This is a genomic window from Actinomadura meridiana (assembly GCF_039537545.1).
Lineage (GTDB): Bacteria > Actinomycetota > Actinomycetes > Streptosporangiales > Streptosporangiaceae > Spirillospora > Spirillospora meridiana.
In genome coordinates this window covers 704,353-726,766 of sequence record NZ_BAABAS010000020.1, presented here as the reverse complement: position 1 = coordinate 726,766, position 22,414 = coordinate 704,353, and the positions used below count along the sequence as shown (strand labels likewise).

General features: G+C 69.6%; 18 protein-coding genes. 6 read left to right on the top strand and 12 right to left on the bottom strand.

Going from position 1 to position 22,414, the window contains the following annotated elements; all coding sequences use genetic code 11:
- Positions 1 to 14: 14 nt before the first annotated feature.
- Together ABD808_RS29505 and ABD808_RS29500 are read right to left on the bottom strand one after the other, a co-directional pair.
- On the bottom strand, positions 15 to 701 hold the full coding sequence (locus ABD808_RS29505; protein ID WP_344903333.1) for a response regulator: 687 nt from the start codon (positions 699 to 701) through the stop codon (positions 15 to 17).
- Positions 698 to 1,840, bottom strand: coding sequence for a GAF domain-containing sensor histidine kinase (locus ABD808_RS29500; protein WP_344903330.1), 1,143 nt, complete (start codon positions 1,838 to 1,840; stop codon positions 698 to 700). Before ABD808_RS29500 ends, ABD808_RS29505 begins: the two co-directional genes overlap by 4 nt.
- Positions 1,841 to 2,053: 213 nt before the next feature.
- On the opposite strand from ABD808_RS29500, the gene ABD808_RS29495 reads away from it, so the two are divergent.
- From ABD808_RS29495 to ABD808_RS29475, 5 genes are all read left to right on the top strand, one after another.
- Positions 2,054 to 2,728, top strand: coding sequence for an SDR family oxidoreductase (locus tag ABD808_RS29495; protein ID WP_344903327.1), 675 nt, complete (start codon positions 2,054 to 2,056; stop codon positions 2,726 to 2,728).
- Positions 2,725 to 4,110, top strand: a complete 1,386-nt coding sequence (locus ABD808_RS29490) for an MFS transporter (RefSeq protein WP_344903325.1) — start codon at positions 2,725 to 2,727, stop codon at positions 4,108 to 4,110. The genes ABD808_RS29495 and ABD808_RS29490 overlap by 4 nt, the downstream gene beginning before the upstream one ends.
- Positions 4,107 to 5,147: an S-adenosylmethionine:tRNA ribosyltransferase-isomerase gene (locus ABD808_RS29485; protein ID WP_344903322.1), complete on the top strand. Its 1,041-nt coding sequence runs from the start codon at positions 4,107 to 4,109 to the stop codon at positions 5,145 to 5,147. The genes ABD808_RS29490 and ABD808_RS29485 overlap by 4 nt, the downstream gene beginning before the upstream one ends.
- A 56-nt stretch (positions 5,148 to 5,203) precedes the next feature.
- Positions 5,204 to 6,403 (top strand): phosphoserine phosphatase SerB, encoded by a 1,200-nt coding sequence (gene serB / locus ABD808_RS29480; protein WP_344903319.1) that lies wholly within the window; start codon positions 5,204 to 5,206, stop codon positions 6,401 to 6,403.
- Between the two features lie 777 nt (positions 6,404 to 7,180).
- A complete protein-coding gene (locus tag ABD808_RS29475) occupies positions 7,181 to 8,938 on the top strand; it encodes an FUSC family protein (protein ID WP_344903316.1) in 1,758 nt (585 codons plus the stop codon).
- 57 nt (positions 8,939 to 8,995) lie between these two features.
- Here the strand turns inward: ABD808_RS29475 and ABD808_RS29470 are convergent, their stop codons facing one another.
- From ABD808_RS29470 to ABD808_RS29450, 5 genes are all read right to left on the bottom strand, one after another.
- Positions 8,996 to 9,460 carry a SixA phosphatase family protein gene (locus ABD808_RS29470; protein ID WP_344903313.1) on the bottom strand — a complete coding sequence of 155 codons (465 nt, stop codon included), beginning with the start codon at positions 9,458 to 9,460 and terminating at the stop codon, positions 8,996 to 8,998.
- A gap of 340 nt (positions 9,461 to 9,800) precedes the next feature.
- Positions 9,801 to 12,245, bottom strand: coding sequence for a sodium-translocating pyrophosphatase (locus ABD808_RS29465; protein ID WP_344903310.1), 2,445 nt, complete (start codon positions 12,243 to 12,245; stop codon positions 9,801 to 9,803).
- A gap of 798 nt (positions 12,246 to 13,043) precedes the next feature.
- On the bottom strand, positions 13,044 to 13,403 hold the full coding sequence (locus ABD808_RS29460; protein WP_344903307.1) for a hypothetical protein: 360 nt from the start codon (positions 13,401 to 13,403) through the stop codon (positions 13,044 to 13,046).
- A gap of 117 nt (positions 13,404 to 13,520) precedes the next feature.
- Positions 13,521 to 13,961: an ATP-binding protein gene (locus tag ABD808_RS29455; protein ID WP_344903304.1), complete on the bottom strand. Its 441-nt coding sequence runs from the start codon at positions 13,959 to 13,961 to the stop codon at positions 13,521 to 13,523.
- A 16-nt stretch (positions 13,962 to 13,977) separates the two neighbouring features.
- A complete protein-coding gene (locus tag ABD808_RS29450; RefSeq protein WP_021597910.1) occupies positions 13,978 to 14,331 on the bottom strand; it encodes an STAS domain-containing protein in 354 nt (117 codons plus the stop codon).
- Between the two features lie 253 nt (positions 14,332 to 14,584).
- On the opposite strand from ABD808_RS29450, the gene ABD808_RS29445 reads away from it, so the two are divergent.
- Entirely contained in the window at positions 14,585 to 16,909 is a 2,325-nt protein-coding gene (locus ABD808_RS29445; protein ID WP_344903300.1) for a DEAD/DEAH box helicase, read from the top strand.
- A gap of 411 nt (positions 16,910 to 17,320) precedes the next feature.
- Here the strand turns inward: ABD808_RS29445 and ABD808_RS29440 are convergent, their stop codons facing one another.
- The 5 genes from ABD808_RS29440 to ABD808_RS29425 all read right to left on the bottom strand — a co-directional run bounded on the left by ABD808_RS29440 (position 17,321) and on the right by ABD808_RS29425 (position 21,770).
- Positions 17,321 to 17,692: a hypothetical protein gene (locus ABD808_RS29440; RefSeq protein WP_344903297.1), complete on the bottom strand. Its 372-nt coding sequence runs from the start codon at positions 17,690 to 17,692 to the stop codon at positions 17,321 to 17,323.
- A gap of 2,063 nt (positions 17,693 to 19,755) precedes the next feature.
- Complete coding sequence (locus ABD808_RS38680) at positions 19,756 to 20,157, bottom strand: Rv3654c family TadE-like protein (protein WP_425548991.1); 402 nt, start codon at positions 20,155 to 20,157, stop codon at positions 19,756 to 19,758.
- Between the two features lie 287 nt (positions 20,158 to 20,444).
- Complete coding sequence (locus tag ABD808_RS29435; protein WP_344903294.1) at positions 20,445 to 20,789, bottom strand: TadE family type IV pilus minor pilin; 345 nt, start codon at positions 20,787 to 20,789, stop codon at positions 20,445 to 20,447.
- A gap of 11 nt (positions 20,790 to 20,800) precedes the next feature.
- The gene (locus tag ABD808_RS29430) at positions 20,801 to 20,989 is read right to left on the bottom strand and encodes a DUF4244 domain-containing protein (protein ID WP_344903291.1); all 189 of its coding nucleotides are present in this window, start codon (positions 20,987 to 20,989) and stop codon (positions 20,801 to 20,803) included.
- Positions 20,990 to 21,215: 226 nt separating this feature from the next.
- Positions 21,216 to 21,770: a type II secretion system F family protein gene (locus tag ABD808_RS29425; RefSeq protein ID WP_344903288.1), complete on the bottom strand. Its 555-nt coding sequence runs from the start codon at positions 21,768 to 21,770 to the stop codon at positions 21,216 to 21,218.
- Between the last annotated feature and the right edge of the window lie 644 nt (positions 21,771 to 22,414).

Below are 22,414 nucleotides of genomic sequence, written 5' to 3'. Positions count from 1 at the left end.
TCAGAGGAGTTGTATCAGTCGCGGGCGGCCGGCTCACCATCGGCGCCGGACGTGCCGACGCCGTGCCGGACGGCGAACAGCGCCGCCTGCGTTCGATCCTGGACTCCCAGTTTCATGAGCAGATTACTGACGTGCGTCTTGACCGTCTTCTCGGACACCACGAGCGCGCGGGCGATCTCACGATTGGATCTGCCCCGCGCGATGTGCACGAGCACCTCCCGTTCCCGTTCGGTCAGCGCGGCCAGGCCGCGGTCGTTGTGCGCCCGCGGCCCGCCCGCCAGCACCGCCTCGGCCGCGTCGGCCGCGAACAGCACATGGCCGTCGTTGACCGCGCGGATCGCCTGGACGAGTGCCTGCGGGTCGACGTCCTTGTACAGGTACCCGGCCGCCCCCGCCTGAACGGCGGGCAGCACGTGCCCCCGTTCGGTGACGCTGGTCAGGACCAGGACCCGTGCGGTCACCCCGCGAGCCCGCAGCTCCGTCAGCGCGGTCAGGCCGTCGGCGCCCGGCATCTTGAGGTCCATGAGCACGATATCGGGCTCCAGGGATTCGGCCAGCTTCACGGCCGACACGCCGTCCCCGGCCTCGCCGACGACCTCGATGTCGTCCTGGATGCCGAGGAAGGTGCACAGCCCCTGCCGGACGACCGGATGGTCGTCGACGATCAGGACCCGGATCGGCGCGCGCCCGGCGACGGTCACAGCGGCACCTCCAGCCGGACGGTCGTGCCCCGTCCCGGCGCGGCGTCGATCGTGAGGTCGCCGCCGATGGAGTCGGCGCGGTCGCGCATGGACGCGAGGCCCAGCCCGTTCTGCTGCTCGGGCGCGCCGGACGCGTCGAACCCGGACCCGTCGTCGGCGACCTCCAGGACGGCCTGTCCGTCGCGGGTGCAAAGACGTACTTCCACGGTTCGCGCACCCGCGTGCCGGAGCGCGTTGTAGAGCGCTTCCTGGGTGATGCGGAACGCGACGGCCTCCTGGTCTTCCGGGAGAACGACGGCCTCGTCGGCGGCGATCCGCACGTTCGCCTCGTGCGCCCGGTCGAGGACCTCGACGTGCTTGCGCAGCGAGGCGACCAGGCCGTCGGCGAGGTCGGCCGGACGCAGCTCGAAGATCACGGTGCGCAGCTCGGCGAGAGCCTCCGCGGCGAGCCGTTCGACCTGCTCCAGCTCCTTCACGGTCCGCACCGGGTCGCGTTCGGCCAGCGCGGACGCGGTACGGGCGGTGAGCCGCAGCGAGAACAGCTTCTGCGCGACGGCGTCGTGCAACTCGCGGGCCATGCGGTTGCGTTCGGCGACGACCGTCAGCTCGCGGTTGTGCTCGTACAGGCGGGCGTTCGTGATGGCGATCGCGGCGTGCGCGGCGAACAGGGTGAGGAGGTCTTCGTCGTCCTGGGTGAAGCCGCCGGGGCTGCGCTTGTTCGCGAGGAACACGATGCCGAGGACGTCCTCGCCGTCGCGGATCGGCACGCCGAGGAAGTCCTTCAGGACGGGATGCGCCTGCGGCCAGCCCTCGAACTCGGGCTCGCGGCGGATGTCGTCCAGCCGCTTGGGCGTGTCACCGCGCAGCATCGCGGCGAGCATGCCGTGCTGGCGGGGCAGCGGGCCGATGCGCTCCCACCGCTCCTCGGACACGCCCTCCACGACGAACTCGGCGAACGAGCCCTCGTCGTCGGGCACGCCGAGCGCCGCGTACCGGGCGCCGAGCAGCCGCGCCGCCGCCCGCACGATCACCTGGAGCACCTCGTGCACGGACAGGTGCCGGGTCACCGCGAGCACGGCGGAGCTCACGGCGTGCAGGGTCGCGCCCTCATCGCCGCGGACGCCGTCGCCCGTGTTCATCCCGGCCTCTCGTCTTCGCTGGCCGAGCGCCTGGCGGCGCTCACATGTGAAGACCGTACTCGCTGCGCGTCCGTTCTCGAATCCGCCCTCGGGAGGACCCGTCCGCCCGGGTGGCGCGGGTGCCCGGGACGCCGGTCCTACGACCATCTGACCACGGCCGGGACGGCCCGTCGGCCGATGCCGGAAACGCCACGCCTTCCTAGCGTCGAGAGCATGAACACAGCACTGATCACCGGGGCCTCGCGGGGACTCGGCCGGGCGCTGGCGCGCGAACTCGCCCGGGACGGCTGGCGGCTCGTCGTCGACGCCCGGGACGCGGCCGCGCTGTCCGCCGCGGCCCGCGACATCGGCGGTGACGTCACCGCCGTCACCGGGGACGTCACCGACCCGGCGCACCGCGCTGACCTCGTCCGGGCCGTGGACGGCGGGCTCGACCTGCTCGTCAACAACGCGAGCACCCTCGGCCCGACGCCGATGCACCGACTCGCGGCGCTGCCCGTCACCGACCTGGCGGACACGTTCGCGACGAACGTCCTGGCACCGCTCGCGCTGATCCAGAACGTCCTGCCGAGCCTGCGGTACCGGCGCGGCGCGATCCTCAACATCACCTCGGACGCGGCCGTCGAGAACTACGAGACGTGGGGCGGCTACGGCACGTCGAAGGCGGCGCTGGATCAGCTGTCGAACGTCCTGGCGGCGGAGGAGCCGGACGTCGCCGTCTGGTGGGCGGACCCGGGCGAGATGAACACCGACATGCTGCGCGCGTCCGGCGAGGACGCCGACGCCGCCCCGCCCCCCGAGGTCGCCGCCGCCGCGCTGCACCACCTCGTGATCGACCGGCCGCCGAGCGGCCGCTACCGGGCCGCCGACCTGGCCGAATCGCGATGACCGCCGTCCTCGAACCCGAGCGGGCGGCGCCCGACGCCGCGCGGGGCGTGCTGGGCGCCGGGTTCCGGGGGACGACGTTCGGGATCGTCATGGTCGTCACCCTGCTCGCGTTCGAGAGCATGGCCGTCGGCACCGTCATGCCGGTGATCGCGGACGACCTGGACGGCCTGTCCCTGTACGCGTGGGGCTTCAGCGCCACACTGATCATGAGCCTGCTGTCGACGGTGCTGGCGGGCGGCTGGATCGACCGGTCGGGCCCCGCGCGCCCGGTGATGGTCGGGCTCGGCACGTTCGTGGTCGGGCTCGTCGTCGCGGGCGCGGCGCCGTCCATGTGGCTGTTCGTCGGTGGACGCGCCGTCCAGGGCCTCGGCACGGGCGTCTCGCTGGTCGCGATCTACGTCGCGATCGCCCGCGTGTACCCGGAGGGCCTCCGCCCCCGCGTGTTCGCGGCGCTGTCGGCGGCGTGGGTGCTGCCGTCGCTGGTCGGCCCGGCGCTCGGCGGCCTCGTCGCCGAGCGGGCCGACTGGCGCCTGGTGTTCCTCGGGCTCGTCCCACTGGTGGTCCCGCCGACGCTGCTGCTGGTCCCCGCGCTGCGCGGCATCACGAAGGCGGACGGCATCACGAAGGCGGACGGCGTCCCGCCCGCGTCCAGGGGACGGCGTCCCGTGGCGGCCGTCGCGGTGGCGGCGGGGGCCGGGATCCTCCTGTACGGGCTGGACAGGCCCGGCTGGACGATGGCGCTCGCCGCCGTCGCCGGGCTCGCGGGCCTCGCGTTCGGGCTGCCGAGGCTGCTGCCCGCCGGGACGCTCCGGCTGCGGCGCGGGTTGCCGAGCGTCGTCCTCGTCCGGGGGCTGCTGTCGGGCGCGTTCGTCGGCATGGACGTGTTCATCCCGCTGGCTCTGACCCGGCTGCACGGGTTCAGCGCGACGCAGGCGGGGCTCGTGCTGACCGTCGGCGGGCTCGGCTGGTCGGCGGCGTCGCAGATCCAGGGCCGGTCGACCCGGCCGCGCGAGTTCTACGCGCGACTCGGCGCCGTCCTCGTCGGCACCGGGATCGTCTCCGCCGCGATCGCCGTCCAGGTCTCCGGCTGGCTCGTCGCGCCCGCGTGGATCATCGGCGGCGCCGGGATGGGATTCGCCATCAGCAGCCTGTCCGTCCTGCTCCTCGGCCTGTCGCCCGAGGACGAGCAGGGCGTCAACTCGTCCGCGCTCCAGATCAGCGACACCCTCGGCTCGTCCCTCGTGGTCGGCGTCGCGGGCGCGCTGGTCGCCGGTCTCGGCACCGACAGGCTCGGCACGGGCCTCGCCGTCGCCGGAGCGCTGTTCACCGTGATCGCGGCATCCGGGGTGATCGCCGCTCTTCGGCTGGAGGTCAGGACATGACCGTAAATTTCACTCTTCCTAGTGCTCTGGAGGCCCATGAGCCTCCGGAGGCGCGCGGCCGGACCCGCGACGGCGTCCGGCTCCTGGTCTCGCGCCGCGCCACCGACGAGGTCTCCCACCACGAGTTCCACGACCTGCCCGCCCTGCTCGACCCGGGCGACCTCCTCGTGGTCAACACCTCGTCGACACTTCCTGCCGCCGTCCGGCTCGACCGGATCAGCATCCACTTCTCCACCCCCGTCCCGGGCGCGGACGAACGGCTCTGGCTGATCGAACTGCGCCGCCTCACCGGCAAGACGAGCCACCCCTACAAGGGCGGCTGTCCGGGCGAATGGATCCCCCTCCCCGGCGGCGCGACCCTGACCCTGATCGGACGACACAAAGGCCATTCAGGGGAGGGATCGGACCGGCTCTGGGAGGCCCGGCTGAGCACGGACGTCGTCCCCTACCTGCGGACCCACGGCGTGCCGATCCGGTACGGATACGTGCGCCGCGACTGGCCGACCGCCGCCTACCAGACCGTCTTCGCCCACGACCGCGCCACCGGAAGCGCCGAGATGCCGAGCGCCGCCCGCCCGTTCACGACCGAACTGGTGACCCGGCTCGTCTCGCGCGGCGTCCTCATCGCCCCGATCACGCTGCACACCGGCGTCGCGTCCCCCGAGGCGCACGAACCGCCGTACGCCGAACGCTACGACGTCCCCGAGGTGACGGCCGCGCTCGTCAACCACGTCCGCGCCCGCCACGGCCGGGTGATCGCCGTGGGCACGACCGCCGTCCGCGCGCTGGAAACCTCGGCAGACGCGTCCGGCCACGTAAAAGCGTCCAGCGGCTGGACGGAACACATCGTGACCCCTGAAAACGGCGTCCGGGCAGTGGACGGCCTTATCAGCGGTCTGCACGAACCTCACTCGTCCCACCTGATGATGCTCACCGCCATCGCGGGCCGCGAGCTGCTCACCGCCACCTACGACGCCGCGCTCACCGAGGGTTACCTCTGGCACGAATTCGGAGACATCAATCTCATCCTGCCCTGAGCGGTGGACCTCGTGCACAAGCCGTTCACCTGGGCCCGGTACCGTTGTGTGCAGTTATGGACGGGTCAGCGCAGCGCACACTGCTCATCACGCTCACCGGACGCGACCGCCCCGGCGTGACGTCGCGTCTGTTCACCACACTCGCGGACTTCCCGCTCACGGTCGCCGACGTCGAGCAGGTCGTCATCCGAGGCAGGCTGATCCTCGGGGTCCTGGTGTCCTACACCGAGGGCGCCGACATCGGCCGCGTCTGGAACGCCGCCGAACGGGTCGCCAACGACCTCGACATGGAGATCGAACTCTCCACGGGCCGCGACAAGCGGACCCGGAGGCGCAGCGGCCGCCTGCACGTCACCGTCCTCGGCGCGCCCCTGAAGCCCGCCGCCATGGCCGGGATCGCCGGACGCATCTCCGCGCACGGCGCCAACATCGACCGCATCGGACGGCTCTCGCACAACCCCGTCACCTGCATCGAGATGAACGTGTCCGGCGCCGACCCCGACGCCCTGCGCGCGGGCCTGGCCGCCGAGGCCGCCGAACAGCAGGTGGACGTCGCCGTCCAGCAGGGCGGCCTGCACCGGCGCGCCAAACGCCTCATCGTCATGGACGTCGACTCCACCCTCATCCAGGGCGAGGTCATCGAACTGCTCGCCGAACACGCCGGGTGCCTGGACGAGGTCGCCAAGGTCACCGAGGCCGCCATGCGCGGCGACCTCGACTTCGAGGGCTCCCTCCGCGAACGGGTCGCCCTCCTCGCCGGGCTCGACGCGTCCGCCATCGACGACGTCCGGGGCGAACTCCAACTCGCCGCGGGCGCCCGCACCATGGTCCGCACCCTGAAACGCCTCGACTACGAGTTCGCCATCGTCAGCGGCGGCTTCACCCAGGTCACCGACGCCCTGGTCGACGACCTCGGCATCGACTACTCCGCCGCCAACACCCTGGAGATCGAGAACGGCACGATCACCGGCCGCATCACCGGCCCGGTCATCGACCGCGCGGGCAAGGCCACCGCCCTGGAACGCTTCGCCCGCGAAGCAGGCGTCCCCATCAGCCAGACGGTCGCCATAGGCGACGGCGCCAACGACCTGGACATGCTCCAGGCCGCTGGCCTGGGCATCGCCTACAACGCCAAACCCGTAGTCCGCCAGGCGGCCGACACAGCGGTCAACGTCCCCTACTTGGACACGATCCTCTTCCTCCTGGGCATCTCCCACGAAGAAGTAGAAGCCGCAGACGCCCAGGATGGGTGTTAGGGGGAGGTCAGGGGGCGACCCCTGGAACCCCTAACCGTGGCTGCGATTCTGTCCAAGTTGCCGGGACACGACTCAGCCCAAGCCCCATTTCGGTGACCACGCAGGGGCTCAACCGTTGCGATCGCGTCCGAAGGCTGGTGCGAGCGAAGCGAGAACCAGATCGCGAAGCGAGCCGCTAGGCGAGTCGAGAGCGATGCAGCGATCACACCGCAGTTCACGACGGTGGATTCCCTCCAGGGCCGAAGGAGGAGTGCACTGCAATAAACACAGGGTAAACAGATGAGTGTGTTGGGGCGGGTGCGGGCGGCCTTTGCCGGGGTTGGTGGGGCGGTGGCGCCGTTTTATGGGGTCGCCGCTGCGGTTGCCATGGCTGTGCCGTTGCTCGTTGGGTCGCTGACCGGGCACGGGGCGCAGGGGTCGATGATCGCGCTGGGCGCTTATCTGGTGGCGCTTCGGACTCCTGAGGGGCCTTACGGGGCTCGGGCCAGGGATCTTGGCGTTGGGGTGCTGGTCGTTTCGGTTGGGTCGGCGGTGGGCGGGTTGCTTGCCGGGCATGCCTGGCCGTCTGTCGTTGTTGTGCCGCCGCTGATCGCGCTTGGGGTCGCGGTGCCGCGGATCGGGCCTACGGCGGGGTTGGCGGTTCTGTTGAGTGCGGTTCGGCCGCCGTCCGCCGATGTCATTGGCATTGGGTTGCTGGAGTTGGTCGGTGGGCTGCTCACCGCTGGGCTGTTGCTGGCGCCGTGGCCCGCGCGGCGGTTGCGGCCCTTGCGGGTGGCGATGAGCGAGACCGCGGACGCCGTCGCCGAGGCGTTGGACGCGGTCGCGCAGGACGTCGGGTCGCCCGACGGCAGCCCTCTCGACGCGGTCGACCTCACGAATCCGGATCTGCTCGCCGTCACCCGCATCCCGGACTGGGAGGTCAAGCGGCGGGCGGCGTCCGCGGCGCTGACGGCGGCGCGCGCCACCTACGCGCTGTACCGGGCGGGCGGCGGGCGGAGCGACCCCACGAGACCCGAACGGCTCATCGACGCGCTGGGACGTGTCCTGCACGAAACTGTCACGCTCCAAGCCGTCCTGGAGGCCGCGAAGAACTACCCGCCGGACCGCGAATGGGAGCTGGAGACGCGGACGGCGATCTCGGCGCTCGCGGCGCGGCTGCGGCTGCTGTCCGGCGCGGTCGCCACGGCTGGTGAGGCGCCGCTCGGCGGGGAGGAGTCCGCCGCCGTCCGCCGGATGGGACGCGCCGCCGAGCAGATCAGACGCGCCGGGCTCGCCGGGGACGAGGATCTCGTCGCGGTCTCCCTGATCGAGCAGGTGCGCCGGTCCATCGACCGAATCGCGGGTGAGGTCGCGTCCACCCGGCGGCTCGTCACGGGCGGGCTGCGGGTCGGGCTGCACGCGCCCCGGATGCCGGACACGCTCGACCCGCTGCCGGTCTGGGTCCGGGTGCGCCGCGCCGTGCACACTCGCTCACCGACGTTCCGGCAGGTGGCGCGCGTCTTCGTGACGGCCGTCGTGTCGATGGCGATCGCGGCGGCGCTCGGTCTGTCTCACGCGCACTGGATGACGATCACGGCGATGTTGAGCCTGCGCGCCACCTACGGTGAGACGGTCGACCGGGTCGTCCAGCGCGTTGGAGGGACGGCGGCGGGCTCGATCGTCGCCGCCGTGATCCTCACCCTCGCGCCGGGCCCTCCGACCATCGCCGCGATTGTCTTCTGCTTCGCGCTGGCCGGTTTCGCCATGCGCGCGGTGAACTACGCCTACTGGGCCTTGTTCGGGACGCCCCTCGCGATGATGCTGCTCGACTTTTCCACCCCCGCCGACTGGCGCACCGCAGGCGAACGGATCATTCTGACCTTCGCCGGGACGCTCCTGACGTACGCCGCCGTCCGGCTGCTGTGGCCCGCCGGGCATCTCGAACGGCTGCCCGTCCAACTCGGGCGTCTCCTCGGCACGCACGCCCGCCTCGTCCGGACGACGGCGACGGTCCTCGCCGGGGAACTCGTCCGGCTGCCGCACGACGCGATCGTCTCCGCCGAACGGTCGGCGGAGGCCGTCGACCAGACCCGGACCCGGCTCGGCCAGGAACGGCTCCCCGACACCGATGTGATGGCCGACCTGCGCACAGCCGTGGACGCCGCGCACCGCACCCGCGACCACCTCATCGCCGTCGCCAGGCTGTCCCGCGCCGAGGCCGTGGACAGCGGCCCGATCCCCGAGATCCTCGACCGACTCGCCGACCAGATGGAGGAGGCCGCCGAGCAACTGGAGGACACCGACGATCTCGACCCGAAGGCCACCGCCCCCGCCGAGGAACTCCGGGCGGAACTCGCCGACCTCGACTCCCACCTGTCCAAACTCACCCGGCGGCGCCGCGCCGAGATCAAGTCGGGCGTCGGACGGGACGACCTCACGCCCGTGCAGCACGCCCTCGTCCAGGTGTCCGGCACCCGCTACACGATCAGGGCGCTACGCCGCGACACCGTCAAGGTCATCGAATCGTCCCTGGCGGCCGCCGCACCGCGCGCCTAGCCCTTTCGGCGTGCGGAGGGCAGGCGCCTAGCCCTTCGGCGTGCGGAGGGCAGGCGCCTAGCCCTTCGGCGTGCGGAGGGCCCGGAGCGTTCCGACGCCCGGCCGGACGTCCGCCCACGCCCCCGGCAACTCGATCACGGCGAGCGCGCACGTCGGAAAGGCGTCCGGCGCCTCGCCGGTCAGATCATGGACGAGCTGGTGCACCGACGGGTTGTGCCCGATCAGCAACACCCGCTCGACGTCGCCCGGCACCTGGTTGACCAGGTCGAGCAGCCCATCCGGGTCGTTGTCATAGATCCCGGACTCGAAGCTCACCTCGGCGTCGACATCGAGCCGCGCCAACGTCTCGCGCGTCCGCGCCGCCGTCGAACACAGCACGAGGCCGGGCACCAGATCGTGAGCCCGCAGCCACTCCCCGGTCGCCGTGGCGTCCCGCCGTCCACGATCGTTGAGGGTCCGGTCGATGTCAGGAATCCCCAACCCGGCGACAGCCTTGGCATGACGAAGCACGATAAGCGTCATCGTCCGATTGTATTTCCGTGCCCTGGCCCCTTACGTGGGTGCTCTGTCATGGGCACGCGGGACCGGCCATACGCTGTAGCCAAAGCGCGGTGTCCGCCGGACGGACGCCGGAGCATGGGAAGGCGGGAGGCGCTGTGGCGAGCGGCGACAAGTCGACGGTGTCGGGACCAAAGGGCTTCGCCATCATGCTCGGCGCGATGCTCATCATCATGCTGCTCCTCTGGGGCCTGGCCGCCCTCGTCGCCCCCTGACGAGTGCCGCGACATCCGTTCGCACGACCTTTGAACACAGCACAGAGCCCGGTGGCGGGTGCCACCGGGCTCTGTGGTCGTCGGAATGGTCAGGCCGTGTTGGCGGACGATTCCTCGGTACCCGAGTCGGACGCGGCGGCGCCGTTGGAGTCGGCGCCTACCGTGGCCTCCTCAGGGGCACTGTCCTCGATGGCGCCCCCCTTGGCCTTGCCGCTCTCCGTGGCCGCGGGCCCGCCGGTGGACTCGGCGATCGGGTCGGCGCGCCGCTTGGAGACGAGGATGGCGGCCACCACCACGGCGACGGACAGCGCGGTCACGACGACACGCAGGACGGTGTTGCCCGCGTAGGTCACGACCGCGTCCGCGATCAGCAGCGCGACCAGGTTCATCACCTTGATCAGCGGGTTGATGGCGGGACCGGCGGTGTCCTTGAAGGGGTCGCCGACCGTGTCACCGATGATCGTGGCCTCGTGCGCCTCGCTGCCCTTGCCGCCGAGGTGGCCCTCTTCGACGAGCTTCTTCGCGTTGTCCCAGGCGCCGCCGGAGTTGGAGAGGAACACCGCCATCAGGACGCCCGCCGCGATCGCGCCGCCCAGGTAGGCGCCGAGCGGCGCGTACCCGAGGGCGAAGCCGACCGCGATGGGGCTCATGATCGCCAGCAGTCCGGGGGTGGCGAGTTCGCGCTGCGCGTCCCGGGTGCAGATGTCCACGACCCGGTCGTAGTCGGGCTTCTCGGTGTAGTCCATGATCCCGGGCTTGGTGCGGAACTGCTCGCGCACCTCGACCACGACGCGTCCGGCCGCGCGGCCGACCGCCGAGATCGCCAGGCCGGAGAACAGGAACACCACGGCCGCGCCGACGATGAGGCCGATCAGCACGTTCGGGTTGTCGATCGACAGGCTGAAGGTGCTGAAGTCGCCCAGGGCGTCCTTGGCGTCGGCCGACGCGTCGTTCAACGCCGAGATCACCGTTGTTCTGAACGAGCCGAACAACGCCGTCGCGGCGAGGACCGCCGTGGCGATCGCGATGCCCTTGGTGATCGCCTTGGTGGTGTTGCCGACGGCGTCCAGCCGCTCCAGGATGGACGCGGCCTCGCCCTGCACGTCCCCGGACATCTCGGCGATGCCCTGGGCGTTGTCGGACACGGGGCCGAAGGTGTCCATCGAGACGATCACACCGACCGTGGTCAGCAGCCCGGTACCGGCCATCGCCACCGCGAACAACGCGACGGTGGTGTTGCCGAACCCGAGCAGGAACGCCCCGTACACGGCCCCGGCGATCACGAGCGCGGTGTAGACCGCGGACTCCAGGCCGAGCGAGATGCCGGACAGGATGACGGTAGCGGGGCCCGTCCGGGCACTGTTGGTGACCTCCTGGACGGGCTTGCGGTTCGTCTCGGTGAAGTAGCCGGTCAGCAGCTGGATCGCGCTGGCCAGCACGATGCCGATGATGACGGCGCCGAGCGCCACGAGGCGCGGGTCGGCGTCCAGGCCGCGGATCTCGGGGTCGGTGACGCCCTTCAGGTCGGCGAACGACGAGGGCAGGTACGCGAACGCGGCGATCGCTACCAGCACCGCCGAGATGGTCGCCGAGATGAAGAAGCCGCGGTTGATCGCGGTCATGCCGGAGCGGTCACCGGCGCGGGGCGCCACGGCGAAGATGCCGATCACCGCGGTGATGACGCCGATCATCGGGACGATCAGCGGGAACACCAGGCCCTCGGTGCCGAACGCCGCGGTGCCGAGGATCAGCGCCGCGACGAGCATGACCGCGTACGACTCGAACAGGTCGGCGGCCATGCCCGCGCAGTCGCCGACGTTGTCGCCCACGTTGTCGGCGATCGTCGCGGCGTTGCGGGGGTCGTCCTCCGGGATGCCCTGCTCGACCTTGCCGACGAGGTCGGCGCCGACGTCGGCGGCCTTGGTGAAGATGCCGCCGCCGACCCGCATGAACATGGCGAGCAGCGCGGCACCGAAACCGAAGCCCTCCAGCACCTTCGGCGCGTCACCCTGGTAGGCGAGGACGACGATCGCCGCGCCGAACAGACCGAGGCCGACGGTGAACATGCCCGCGACGCCGCCGGTGCGGAACGCGATCCGCATCGCGGTCCGCTCGCCGTCCTTCTCCCGCGCGGCCGCGGCGACCCGGACGTTGCCCCGGACCGCCAGCCACATGCCGGTGAACCCGGTGACGGCCGAGAACAGCGCACCGATGACGAAGAAGACCGACCGGCCGATCCGTTCACTGGTCGAGTCGGCGGGCAGTAGGAGCAGAACGAGCGGGATCAGGACCACGAAGACCGCGACCGTTCGGAACTGACGTTTCAGATAGGCGCTCGCACCTACCTGAACCGCCCGCGAGATCTCTTGCATTTTCGCGGTGCCCTGGCCCGCGGCCAGAACGTCGCGCACGAGACCCGCGGCGACGGCCAGTGCCAACAGTGCGATCACTGCGACGACGACGACCAGGGAGAGGTCGCCGCCGCCGAGATCCACTTCTGCGCTGGCCGGGCTTGACAGGGAAAGCCCAGACATCCGTCCTCCTCGACAGGGGTGTTGCGATCTCAACCGTCAAAAGACGATCTTTACCGCGTACCCCGCGAGTCATGATTTCGAACGCCTCGCACGGCAGCGCGGGTCCCGGGAGTCTACGCACGTGGCAGTCGAATGTTAAGGCCGCGCGGCCATGGACGATGATGTCGCCGAATTGCAACAAACGATACGCCGGAAATTGACATAAACGCCAGCCCATGCGGCATCTCCGCAGGTCAGCGAGGGTTAGCCCACTATTACCCCACGGCTACCACGACTCCCGCGCACCACGCCCGACACATCAGGCGTTACCCGTGCCACATTTAAGCTAGGCATTAACACGGAATATGTCCAGACCCAAATTTGTAGAACCAAGATCAACCACGCCAGATACCCACCTCTCACACCCCACCAACCCCACCCGTCCCACCACCCACGGCCCCCGCCGACCCACCACGCCACCCCACTCGGCCGGGTCAGCACCCCCGCGTCAGGAACACCACCAAAGCAACCCCAGCCCCGTCCTCCCCCACCACCTAACGCAGGCGAACGCGGGCCCCGGCTACGACGCGGCCGGAAACCACACCCACTACACCGACGGCCGAGACAACCCGACGATCCACTGAGTCAACAACCCGGGCCTGCCGGAGTCGGTCCCGTCGCCCTGCACCAACCACCCGCCCACAAGCCCGACACCACACCCCACCAGCCCGACACCACACCCCCCTAGTCCGACACCACACCCCACCCGCTCACCAGCTCGACACCACGCCACGCCCCACCCGTTCCAGCGAGCGTGTGTCAGTGCAGCCATCGGAGGGCGGCGTCGGCGGAGTCTTCGGGGGAGGTGTTGAAGGCGATGGCCGCGTCGGGGGCGTGTTGGCGGACCAGGTTGACGACCCTCTCGAAGAGTTCGAGCAGCGGCTCGTGCGTGCGGATGCCACCGCCTATCACCACGCAGGCGTACTCCGCGGCCCTCAGCGCCTCCGCGATCACTTCCTCGGGGCTCTCGTCTGGCACGACCAGGCACATGTCGGCGTCGATGCCGTACTCGTCGAAGCGGGCCCGGCCACGTGCCAGCGCCGCCAGGACCGGTGCGGGGTCCCAGCCCTCGATCCTGGCGGGGTCGACACCGACGACCAGTACTCGTCCGGCTGGCATGGCGTCCTCCTTCTCGCAGGGCTTCTCCGCCCCCGTGTGTGTTGCCCGTCGGGGGCGGAGAAAAGGACGGCGAAGGCCCCGCCTTGGGTGGCGGGGCCTTCGTCGGACGGGCGCGTGTCAGATGGTCGCCTCGGCTTCGGCCGGCCAGCTCATCCGTATCTGGACCCCCTTGGGCGTCGCGGCGATCTCCACGTCGTCGGCGAGCCCGGCGATGACGGCCAGGCCGAGTTCGGCGGTGCCCTCACCCAGGCCGAACTCGAACTCCTCGGTGTCCGGGGGCGCCGGGAGACCACCGGCCTCGTCGTCGCCGGGGACGGTGTCGCTCACGGTCACCTCGAAGCGCCGATTGGCGCCGCTCAGTTCGAGGCGGACGGGCTCGTCCGGGCAGTGCCGGCGGTGTGCCTCCACCGCCCGCGAGCACGCCTCCCCGACCGCGAGCCTGACCTCGTCCAACAATGGCTCCGCGACGCCGCTGCGGCGGGCCACGGCGGTCACGATCAGCCGGGCGGTCCGGACATGGACGGGCAGCGCGCTGAAGGACAGTTCAACAGTCGACATCTCAGCTACGGGCCGCCTACTTGGCGCCCTTGCGCTTCTCCTCGGCCTCGGCGATCGAGTCGTGGATGCCGAAGACCTTGGTCAGACCCGTGATCCGGAAGATCTTGAGGATCCGTTCCTGGGTGCACACGAGTTCCAGCGAACCGTCGTGGGCGCGCACCCGCTTGAGCCCGCCGACGAGGACGCCGAGGCCGGTGGAGTCGAGGAACTCCACCTTCTCCATGTCCACGAGCAGATGGAACTTCCCCTTGTTGACCAGGTCGATGAGCTTCTCGCGAAGCTTCGGCGCCGTGTAGACGTCGATCTCGCCCTCCACGTTGATGACGGTCAGGCCATCGTCGGTGGTGTAGTCGTTCACCTTCAGGTCCACAGATCCTCCAGCGCGCCGTGCAGCACTATCCAAGCTCGATTTTCCGACACCCCCGGGGAGGCGGTCGGCCATCGAGACAACGCCGTGATTCAACCACGCTCCAGCGCCCGGCACGCACGTTATCGCCCACACGGACGTAAGTTCGCGCCATCCCGTCTGACCTGCTGATCTCAGGGCCAGGGCAGGGGGGACGGGGCCCTCCGGCGCCAGGGCGTTCCCGTAGTTTTGCCCCGGCTGGCAAACTGAAAACCTCATGGGCGCCCAAAGAACCTCACCCCCTCTCGACCGGTTGCTCGCCGACCCCACGAGGCGCGAACGCATCACCCATGTCGAGAACGTTCCCGCACGTCAGGGCCGTCGTGCCGGATGGCCCGCCTGGTCCACGCCGCTGCTGGTCGAACGGCTCGCCGCCGCCGGCATCGAGGCGCCCTGGGAACACCAGGCCGCCGCCGCCGAACACGCCCACGCGGGCCGCTCTGTGATCATCGCCACAGGGACCGCCTCCGGGAAATCGCTCGCCTACCTGCTGCCTTCCATCGAAGCGATCTACGCGGAGGAGGAAAATCCGCGCCACGGGGGGACGGTGCTCTATCTGTCGCCCACCAAGGCGCTCGCGTCCGATCAGCTTCGCGCGCTCCGTTCGCTCCAGCTCACCCGCGTGCGGGCCGCGACATACGACGGCGATACACCACAGGACGAGCGAACATGGATCCGGCAGCACGCGAACTATGTGCTGACCAACCCGGACATGCTGCACCGGTCGATCCTGCCAAGCCATGCCCGCTGGTCGTCGTTCCTGCGCCGCCTCCGATACGTCGTCGTCGACGAGGCGCACGGGTACCGCGGCGTCTTCGGTTCCCATGTCGCGCACGTCCTGCGCCGGTTGCGCAGGCTCTGCGCACGCTACCGAGCGACTCCGACATTCATCCTCGCCTCGGCCACCACGTCCGAACCGGCGGCCGCCGCGTCCCGCCTCACCGGCCTGGACGTCGTCGCGGTCGACGACGACGCCTCACCGCGCGGCCCCGCGACATTCGCGCTCTGGGAGCCGCCGCTGACCGAGTTGCGCGGGGAACGCGGCGCACCCGTCCGCCGCACCGCCACAGCCGAAACAGGGGACCTGCTGGCCGACCTCGTCGTCGAGGACATCCAGACGCTCGCGTTCGTCCGTTCCAGACGCGGCGCGGAGTCGGTGGCCCTCAGCGCCAAGCGCGCTCTGCACGAAGTCGCGCCCGCCTTGGCCGAACAGGTCGCCGCCTACCGCGCGGGCTATCTGCCAGAGGAAAGGCGCGCCCTCGAAGCCGCTCTGCGTTCCCGTTCTCTCATCGGCTTGGCTAGCACGAACGCCCTCGAACTCGGTGTGGACGTCTCCGGGCTTGACGCCGTCGTCGTCTGCGGTTGGCCCGGCACCCGTGCGTCCCTGTGGCAGCAGGCCGGACGCGCCGGACGTTCCGGGCAGGCGTCCCTGTCCGTCCTGGTGGCCCGGGACGACCCACTCGACACGTTCCTCGTCCACCACCCCGAGGCGATCTTCGGAACTCCGGTCGAGGCGACCGTGCTCGACCCCGACAACCCGTACGTCCTGGAACCGCACCTTTGTTCGGCAGCGTCCGAGATGCCGCTCACGGAGGACGACTTCCCGCTGTTCGGCCCGGCGACCGCCGACCTGCTGCCCGACCTCGTCCGCCGCGGCTTCCTCCGCCGCCGTCCCGCCGGTTGGTACTGGACGCGCCGCGAGAAGGCCACCGGCTTGGCCGATATCCGAGGCACAGGCGGCGAACCCATCCAGGTCGTGGAAATGGGCACCGGACGCCTCCTCGGAACCGTCGACGAAGCGTCCGCGCACACCACCGTCCACGACGGCGCCGTCTACATTCATCAGGGCGATTCGTTCATCGTCCAAACCCTGGACCTGGACGACTCCGTGGCCCTGGTCGAACCAGCCGACCCCGACTACTCGACCACCGCCCGCGACGTCACCGACATCACGATCGTCGAGCAGCTCCGCTCCACCACCTGGGGTGACGCGACCCTCTCCTTCGGAACCGTAGAGGTCACCCGCCAGGTCGTCGCGTACCAGATGCGCCGACTCCAGACGGGCGAGATGCTCGGCGAGAAGCCCCTGGACCTTCCACCCCGCACCCTCCGCACCCGCGCCGTCTGGTGGACCCTCTCCGAGACGCAGATCTCCCGCCTGGACGACCTCGACCTCAGCGGCGCCGCCCACGCCGCCGAGCACGCGTCCATCGGCCTCCTCCCCCTCTTCGCCACCTGCGACCGCTGGGACATCGGAGGCGTCTCCACCGCCGCCCACCCCGACACCGGCCTGCTCACCGTCTTCGTGTACGACGGCCACGAGGGCGGAGCGGGCTTCGCCGAACGCGGCTACGCCGACGCCTCGTCCTGGCTCCGCGCCACCCGCGACGCGATCGAGTCCTGCGAATGCGAAACCGGCTGCCCGTCCTGCATCCAGTCACCCAAGTGCGGCAACGGCAACGACCCCCTGGACAAACACGGCGCCCTGGACCTCCTGGCCGTCCTCCTGTCCGAGGCCCCCAACCCCCCACCCACCCCCTGACCACCCAAACGAGCAGGCGAGACTTCCGCCCCGCCCCCGCTGACTCGCCGAACCCTCACCACAACCAGCACTGACCAACCCTGAACGGCGCGTCCACCATCCCGCCCACCCGAGACCCGCCGCCGCCTCCACACACAGGCCACCAATTCCAGCCGCCTACCGGCGAATACCTCCGCTTATGCGACGAACCGCGATGATCACTCCAGAAGGCATCACGCCACGCCGTGAAACCGGAGCCACCCACCCCTAAAGATCAAGCGGAAGCCCTCGAACAACGAGCCGAATCGCACCGGCCCCAAGCGTGATTCAAGCCACAACCCACCCACAGGAAGGCCTTCAAACTCGCCCGAATTAGCGACGGCGTCCTCGTTCGGCCCCATCACTCTCGATCATGGAGCGGCCCGGACGTGATCAGTTGGGAGCAACCCGCTGGACCGGCACCGCCGCCTGATCGTCCATCCCGCGCCGCGCCTGGGCAAGCGCCTGCTGCAACTTCCGCCGCTCCATCTCCAGCGTCTGCATGGACTCCTCATGCTCGTCCCGCAGGTCCTTGAGCTCTCGCCGCACGCCGATCGAACGCTTGAGTCCCAACGCCGCGATCATGACGCCGACCATCAGAACGATCGCGACCACGGCCCCGGCGAGGAACACATGCCACTGCTGTGTGATCCCCGGAATCTCGTCCCCGAACAGGACCATCTGGGCCTCACCTGAGTTGTCCAAAACCCCCGCGACACCCACCGCGACAGCGGCGAACACTACGATCAACCCCAAGAAGATCATGCGGAGGGTCTCCTCTCCATCGGGCCCTTCACCAGGGCCGAAGTCTCGGACGACAGGCGCGCATTGCCGGACTATCCGGGCGATCCGACTGGCAAGGCAGCCTAGACCCTGTCCAAACCGGTCGCTAGTCCCTCCTGATCAAGACAATCAACACATCCCCAAAACCGCCGCAACAACATCCACAGAACCCCCACCCCCAAACCACACGAACTCCCCACACACGAGCCACCGAGCCACCGAGCCACCGAGCCACCGAGCCACCGAGCCACCGAGCCACCGAGCCACCGAGCCACCGAGCCACCGAGCCACCGAGAACGGCCTACACCCGCGAAGCCCACACCCAAAGCCGCGACCTCACTGAACCAACCACCCACCCACCTCGCTGGCCGGCCCCGCTCTTCACACCAGCCCAGGAACCCCACACGCACCGAAACTCACCAAAACATCCCGATACTCCCCTGATGGTCCGAGACTCCTCGCTGTCGCAGCCATCCCCACCAAGACACAAGCGATCAGAACAGCATCACGCTCGATGACGCGCCCACCCACAGCCGCGACCCACCAAGAGGGCTCACTACGGCGGCAACCCGCTGAGACTGCTATCTACGGCGACGACCGCGCCCGGTCTTCGCACTGGAGCGGGATCGCGCGATACGGACGTCCACACCGCTCGAACGCCTCCCGGACGACACGGCCCGTCGCGGGGCCCTCGTTCTCCTCGCCGACGGCACGACGACCGCCGAAGTGTGGGAACGCGAATCCTTCACTTCTCTGGAATCGTCCTCCGAGCCACCGACGACGGGCGCCGCAGCCGGGGTCGTCTTCGCAAGTGCCTCGGCCTGCGCAATCCGCCGACGCGCCTGACTCACCCGTTCACGCCCGGTCCCGCCACGCGCGATGCGGGCTGCGGTGCCTCGGTCACTCGATCCAGCGAGAGCACCATGCGACCTGCGCGTCCAAGCCCCGAGATGAGCAGCTGCGACCAGCAGGATCAGCGCGATGCCGACACTCTTGCCCCATTCAAGGCGGCCGGTCGCCGCGACGTTCTGAGCTCCCGGCGACTCGGCCGCGACCTGCGGAGCCGGGTACGCGACTCCGGGCGTCGCGCCATCGGGCCGAACAGACGGAAGTGTGATCGGCGACTGGCCATTGAGCGGCGTCAGTGCGGCTCCGCCACCGGGCGATCCCGCACCCAGCCCCGGGGCCAACGGAGCGCCCCCGGTCAGCGCCGCCGAACCACCACTCACCGTGGCGCTCGCAGTCGCGGTACCCGAATACAACGATCTACCCGTTCCCGCAGGACGGCGCGCTCGGACGCCCACAGAGACCGGACCACTCGTCCGAGTCACCGGAAGCGTGGCGGAGCACTTCGTCCCCTGGCAGAGCGAGCCGACCGAACCAGACGTCGACCCAACCCCAGAACCCGAAAGCGTGTAACCAGTCAGGTCGTCCTCGGCACCGCGATTCCAGCCCACAACAAGCTCTCTGCCAGACACCCGCGCGGAGACCCCACTAGGCGTGGCTGGCGCAATGCGCACCTTGATGGTGCTGGAGTCATAAGTGTGACCGCTCTGCTTACCTCTCAAGGACACCGTGTAGTCGCCGTTCCGGTGGATGGGGAACGTCCCCGACAGGTTGCCCATGAGGATTCGCTCCTGCAGGAGCTTGCTACCGACCCCCGGTCCCTCGACCCACAGCTGCATCGTGAGAGCAAGGTCGAAGTGCGCCCTGGCGGTCAACTCCGAGCCACTCGTGACCACAGTGCGATTCGCAGGACTGATTACGCCGGTCGAAGCGGCCTGCGCAGGGAACGCGCCGAATACTGAGACACCCATCGCAAGCGGTGCCGCTAGCACGACCGCACCGATCCTGCGAATGATGGCCACGGCCTGACCCCTTCGACAACGTCCTGCTCGTCTCGTCCCGCCGAGGGCCGCCGGGACACCGTGCCGAGTGATAACTAGCTGCTACGGCACAGTAACGTACCACCGAGTAGCAAGGGTCACAGAGCAATGACGAAGAGCAATATGCTTCACCTTCCTCGACACCTCTCCCATTGACACTCAGTCCAACGAGCCGTGTCGTGAGGCTACGCCGCTCCGCACCACCGGACCAGCCCTTGCCCGCGACACCACCCTCAACTCGCCGAGACCCATCGGCGCCCCCACCTCCACCGTCACGGTGACCAGCACGTCCTGCCCCATCACCTGACAGCGCACCAGGCTCGCCCCAGACTCAAGGGCGATACTCCGCGCCTTCCCGCACGCGGACCCCGCCCCCTCCACCGCCCGACCGGCACCCGCCAGAGCCGCCAGATCAGCCGCCGCGTCCGCCCGATGCCGAGCACCCCGAACTCCGCCGACCCCCATCGCGGCGACTCCACCAACCCAGATAACAGCCGCAAAGGCCACAACCCAGATCGACCCCGCCCCCCGATCAGACCTCCACAAACCCAAGCCCCTCACCAACCCCCTCCACTCGCCACACCCCCAACGACCCACCCAGCAGCCCACGCCCAACGCCCAGCGCGGTGCACGAACAGCGCAGTGCACGAACAGCGCAGTGCACGAACAGCGCAGTGCACGAACAGCGCAGTGCACGAACAGCGCAGTGCACGAACAGCGCAGTGCACGAACAGCGCAGTGCACGAACAGCGCGGGGGGGAAGGGCTGCGCCGGGGGGGCAGCGCGCGGGGGGCGGCAGCGCGCGGTGGACGAGCAGCGCGCGGTGGGCGGTGGGGTGTGGGCATGGCTTAGCTTTCATCTGGGGGGACGCCGGGTTCTGTGGCGGCGGTTGCGCGGCCGTGGACGGTGAGGGCTGGGAGGTGCGCGGCCGCAGGTGGATTGACTGCGGCGGAGATGTCCACTTGGACGGTGGCTTTGTCTCGATGGACCTTGATCGTTGCCCCCTTGGGGACGGCCCTCGCTACGAACTCGCGCACGGCGGGGAGGGGTTCACCTCTTGCTGCGGCGCGGGCGCCGGCTTGGGCGGCATCCGTGCACGTGAGTTGGACGGAGGCGACCTTCAGACCCCACAGGGCGATCGCAGTGACCAGGACCAAGGCGGGGAGGGCCACGGCTATCTCCGCTGTGGCCATCCCGCGATCGTTCAGGCGGCGAGGTTGAGGGCCCTCTCGATGATCTGTAAGAGGAGAGACTTCACCTGTGAGCTGGTCACGATCTTGAACAGCACGCCGGCGAAAGCAGCTGCGGCGATCGTGCCGACCGCGTACTCGGCGGTCGACATCCCTTGGTCGTTTCCGGAACATCGGCGCACCACCACTTGTATGGCCCGCATACGGGCTCCTCATCGGTTCTGGAGTAAGCCATCCGGCAGACTCCTGGGCTGGTAGGCAAGGCGGCTGACAGGTAAGCGCTCTGGGCTCTTGGATGCCGCCTTCTGATGAAGGTTGTGCTTCTGTCGGTCGGGCGGGGAGTTGGTCGTGTTCGTTCGCGGTTCTCTTCCAGGCTGCTGGGGCATGGGGCCGGGCGGCGTGTGAATGCCAGCCTGTGGAAAACCCGGGTTATCCGGGGAGGACGATCGTTGAGGCGATCCCAGCGATGGCCGGAACGACTCCGAGCAACACGAAGGCGGGCAGGAAACACAGACCCAGTGGCGCGAGCGCTTGGATGCCAGCTGCTCGGGCTCTGGCGGCGGCTGCCGTGCGCGCGGCCTGCCTTTGGTCCCGCGCGAGGCGGCTGAGTGACGTCGCCAGCGCCGCACCAGTGGATGAGGCCCGAGCCGCCGTGCGCGCCAGAGGCGCGAGTATCGGTTCCTTACCGAGCGCAGACCACGCGGCGGCCGGATCGGCTCCTAGGCGGATCTGGATGGAAACACCTTCCAGTTCGTCTCCGAGTGGCCCGCCCACTGCATCTGCGACGGCGGCGACCGCCTCGTGCCAGGCAGCACCGCCACGCAGACAGGCGGCTAAAAGGTCCACCGCTATGGGGAGGTCGGCGGTGAGGCGTGCCTGCCTTCGTCTCCGTTCCGCATTGCCGAGGCGGCCGAACGAGAACCAGACGGTGGCTGCGAGCAGGACTCCGGTCACCCCGCCTACCGGCCCACCGAGCGTCACCATGCACAGCGCCCCTGCTGTGCCAGCTGCGATGCGTTGGAGAAGAACGTCGCGTCGTTGGGACGTTCCCGATGGTTGGTCGCGTCCGTTGTTGGCTGGTTGGTGAGGTTGGGTCTCCGCGACGCCGGAAACTCCGCTGGGCTGGTGGCGTGCGCTGTGAGGTTCCTGGTTCGTGAGACTGGGCCGCTCTTCTCGAAGATCATTTCTTCGCGACCAGGACGACCTGTGAGGACGGGCAAGCCTCCAGAATGATCGTCTCTTGGTTCTCCGTGACGGTTGTCTTCTGTTCTCTGCGCTTGCCCGGTCTCGGTGACCTTCCCCGTCGGCAGGTTGCCAGGTGACCCCTAACATGCGGGTCCCGGGACTCGGCCTCTCGCACTGCGGGCTCTGCTCCCAACGCCGGGGACTCTCGTCGTCGCGAGACTCGTTGTTGCGGCTCTGGCCTCCGATCCCTACGGGCCTTGTTTCATTGGCGGTGGGGCCGGGCGCTGCCGTGTGTGCGTCTCGGTCCTGGCACTGGATGGTGTTCTTGCCACCGTCTCGACTCGCTTCGCCTGTACCCGTGCCACGGTGAAGTTCGGTGTGTGCGAGTCGCGTTCTTAGGCCTTGGGGCACCCTGTCGGGGTCGGGGCCGTCTCCGTAATGAG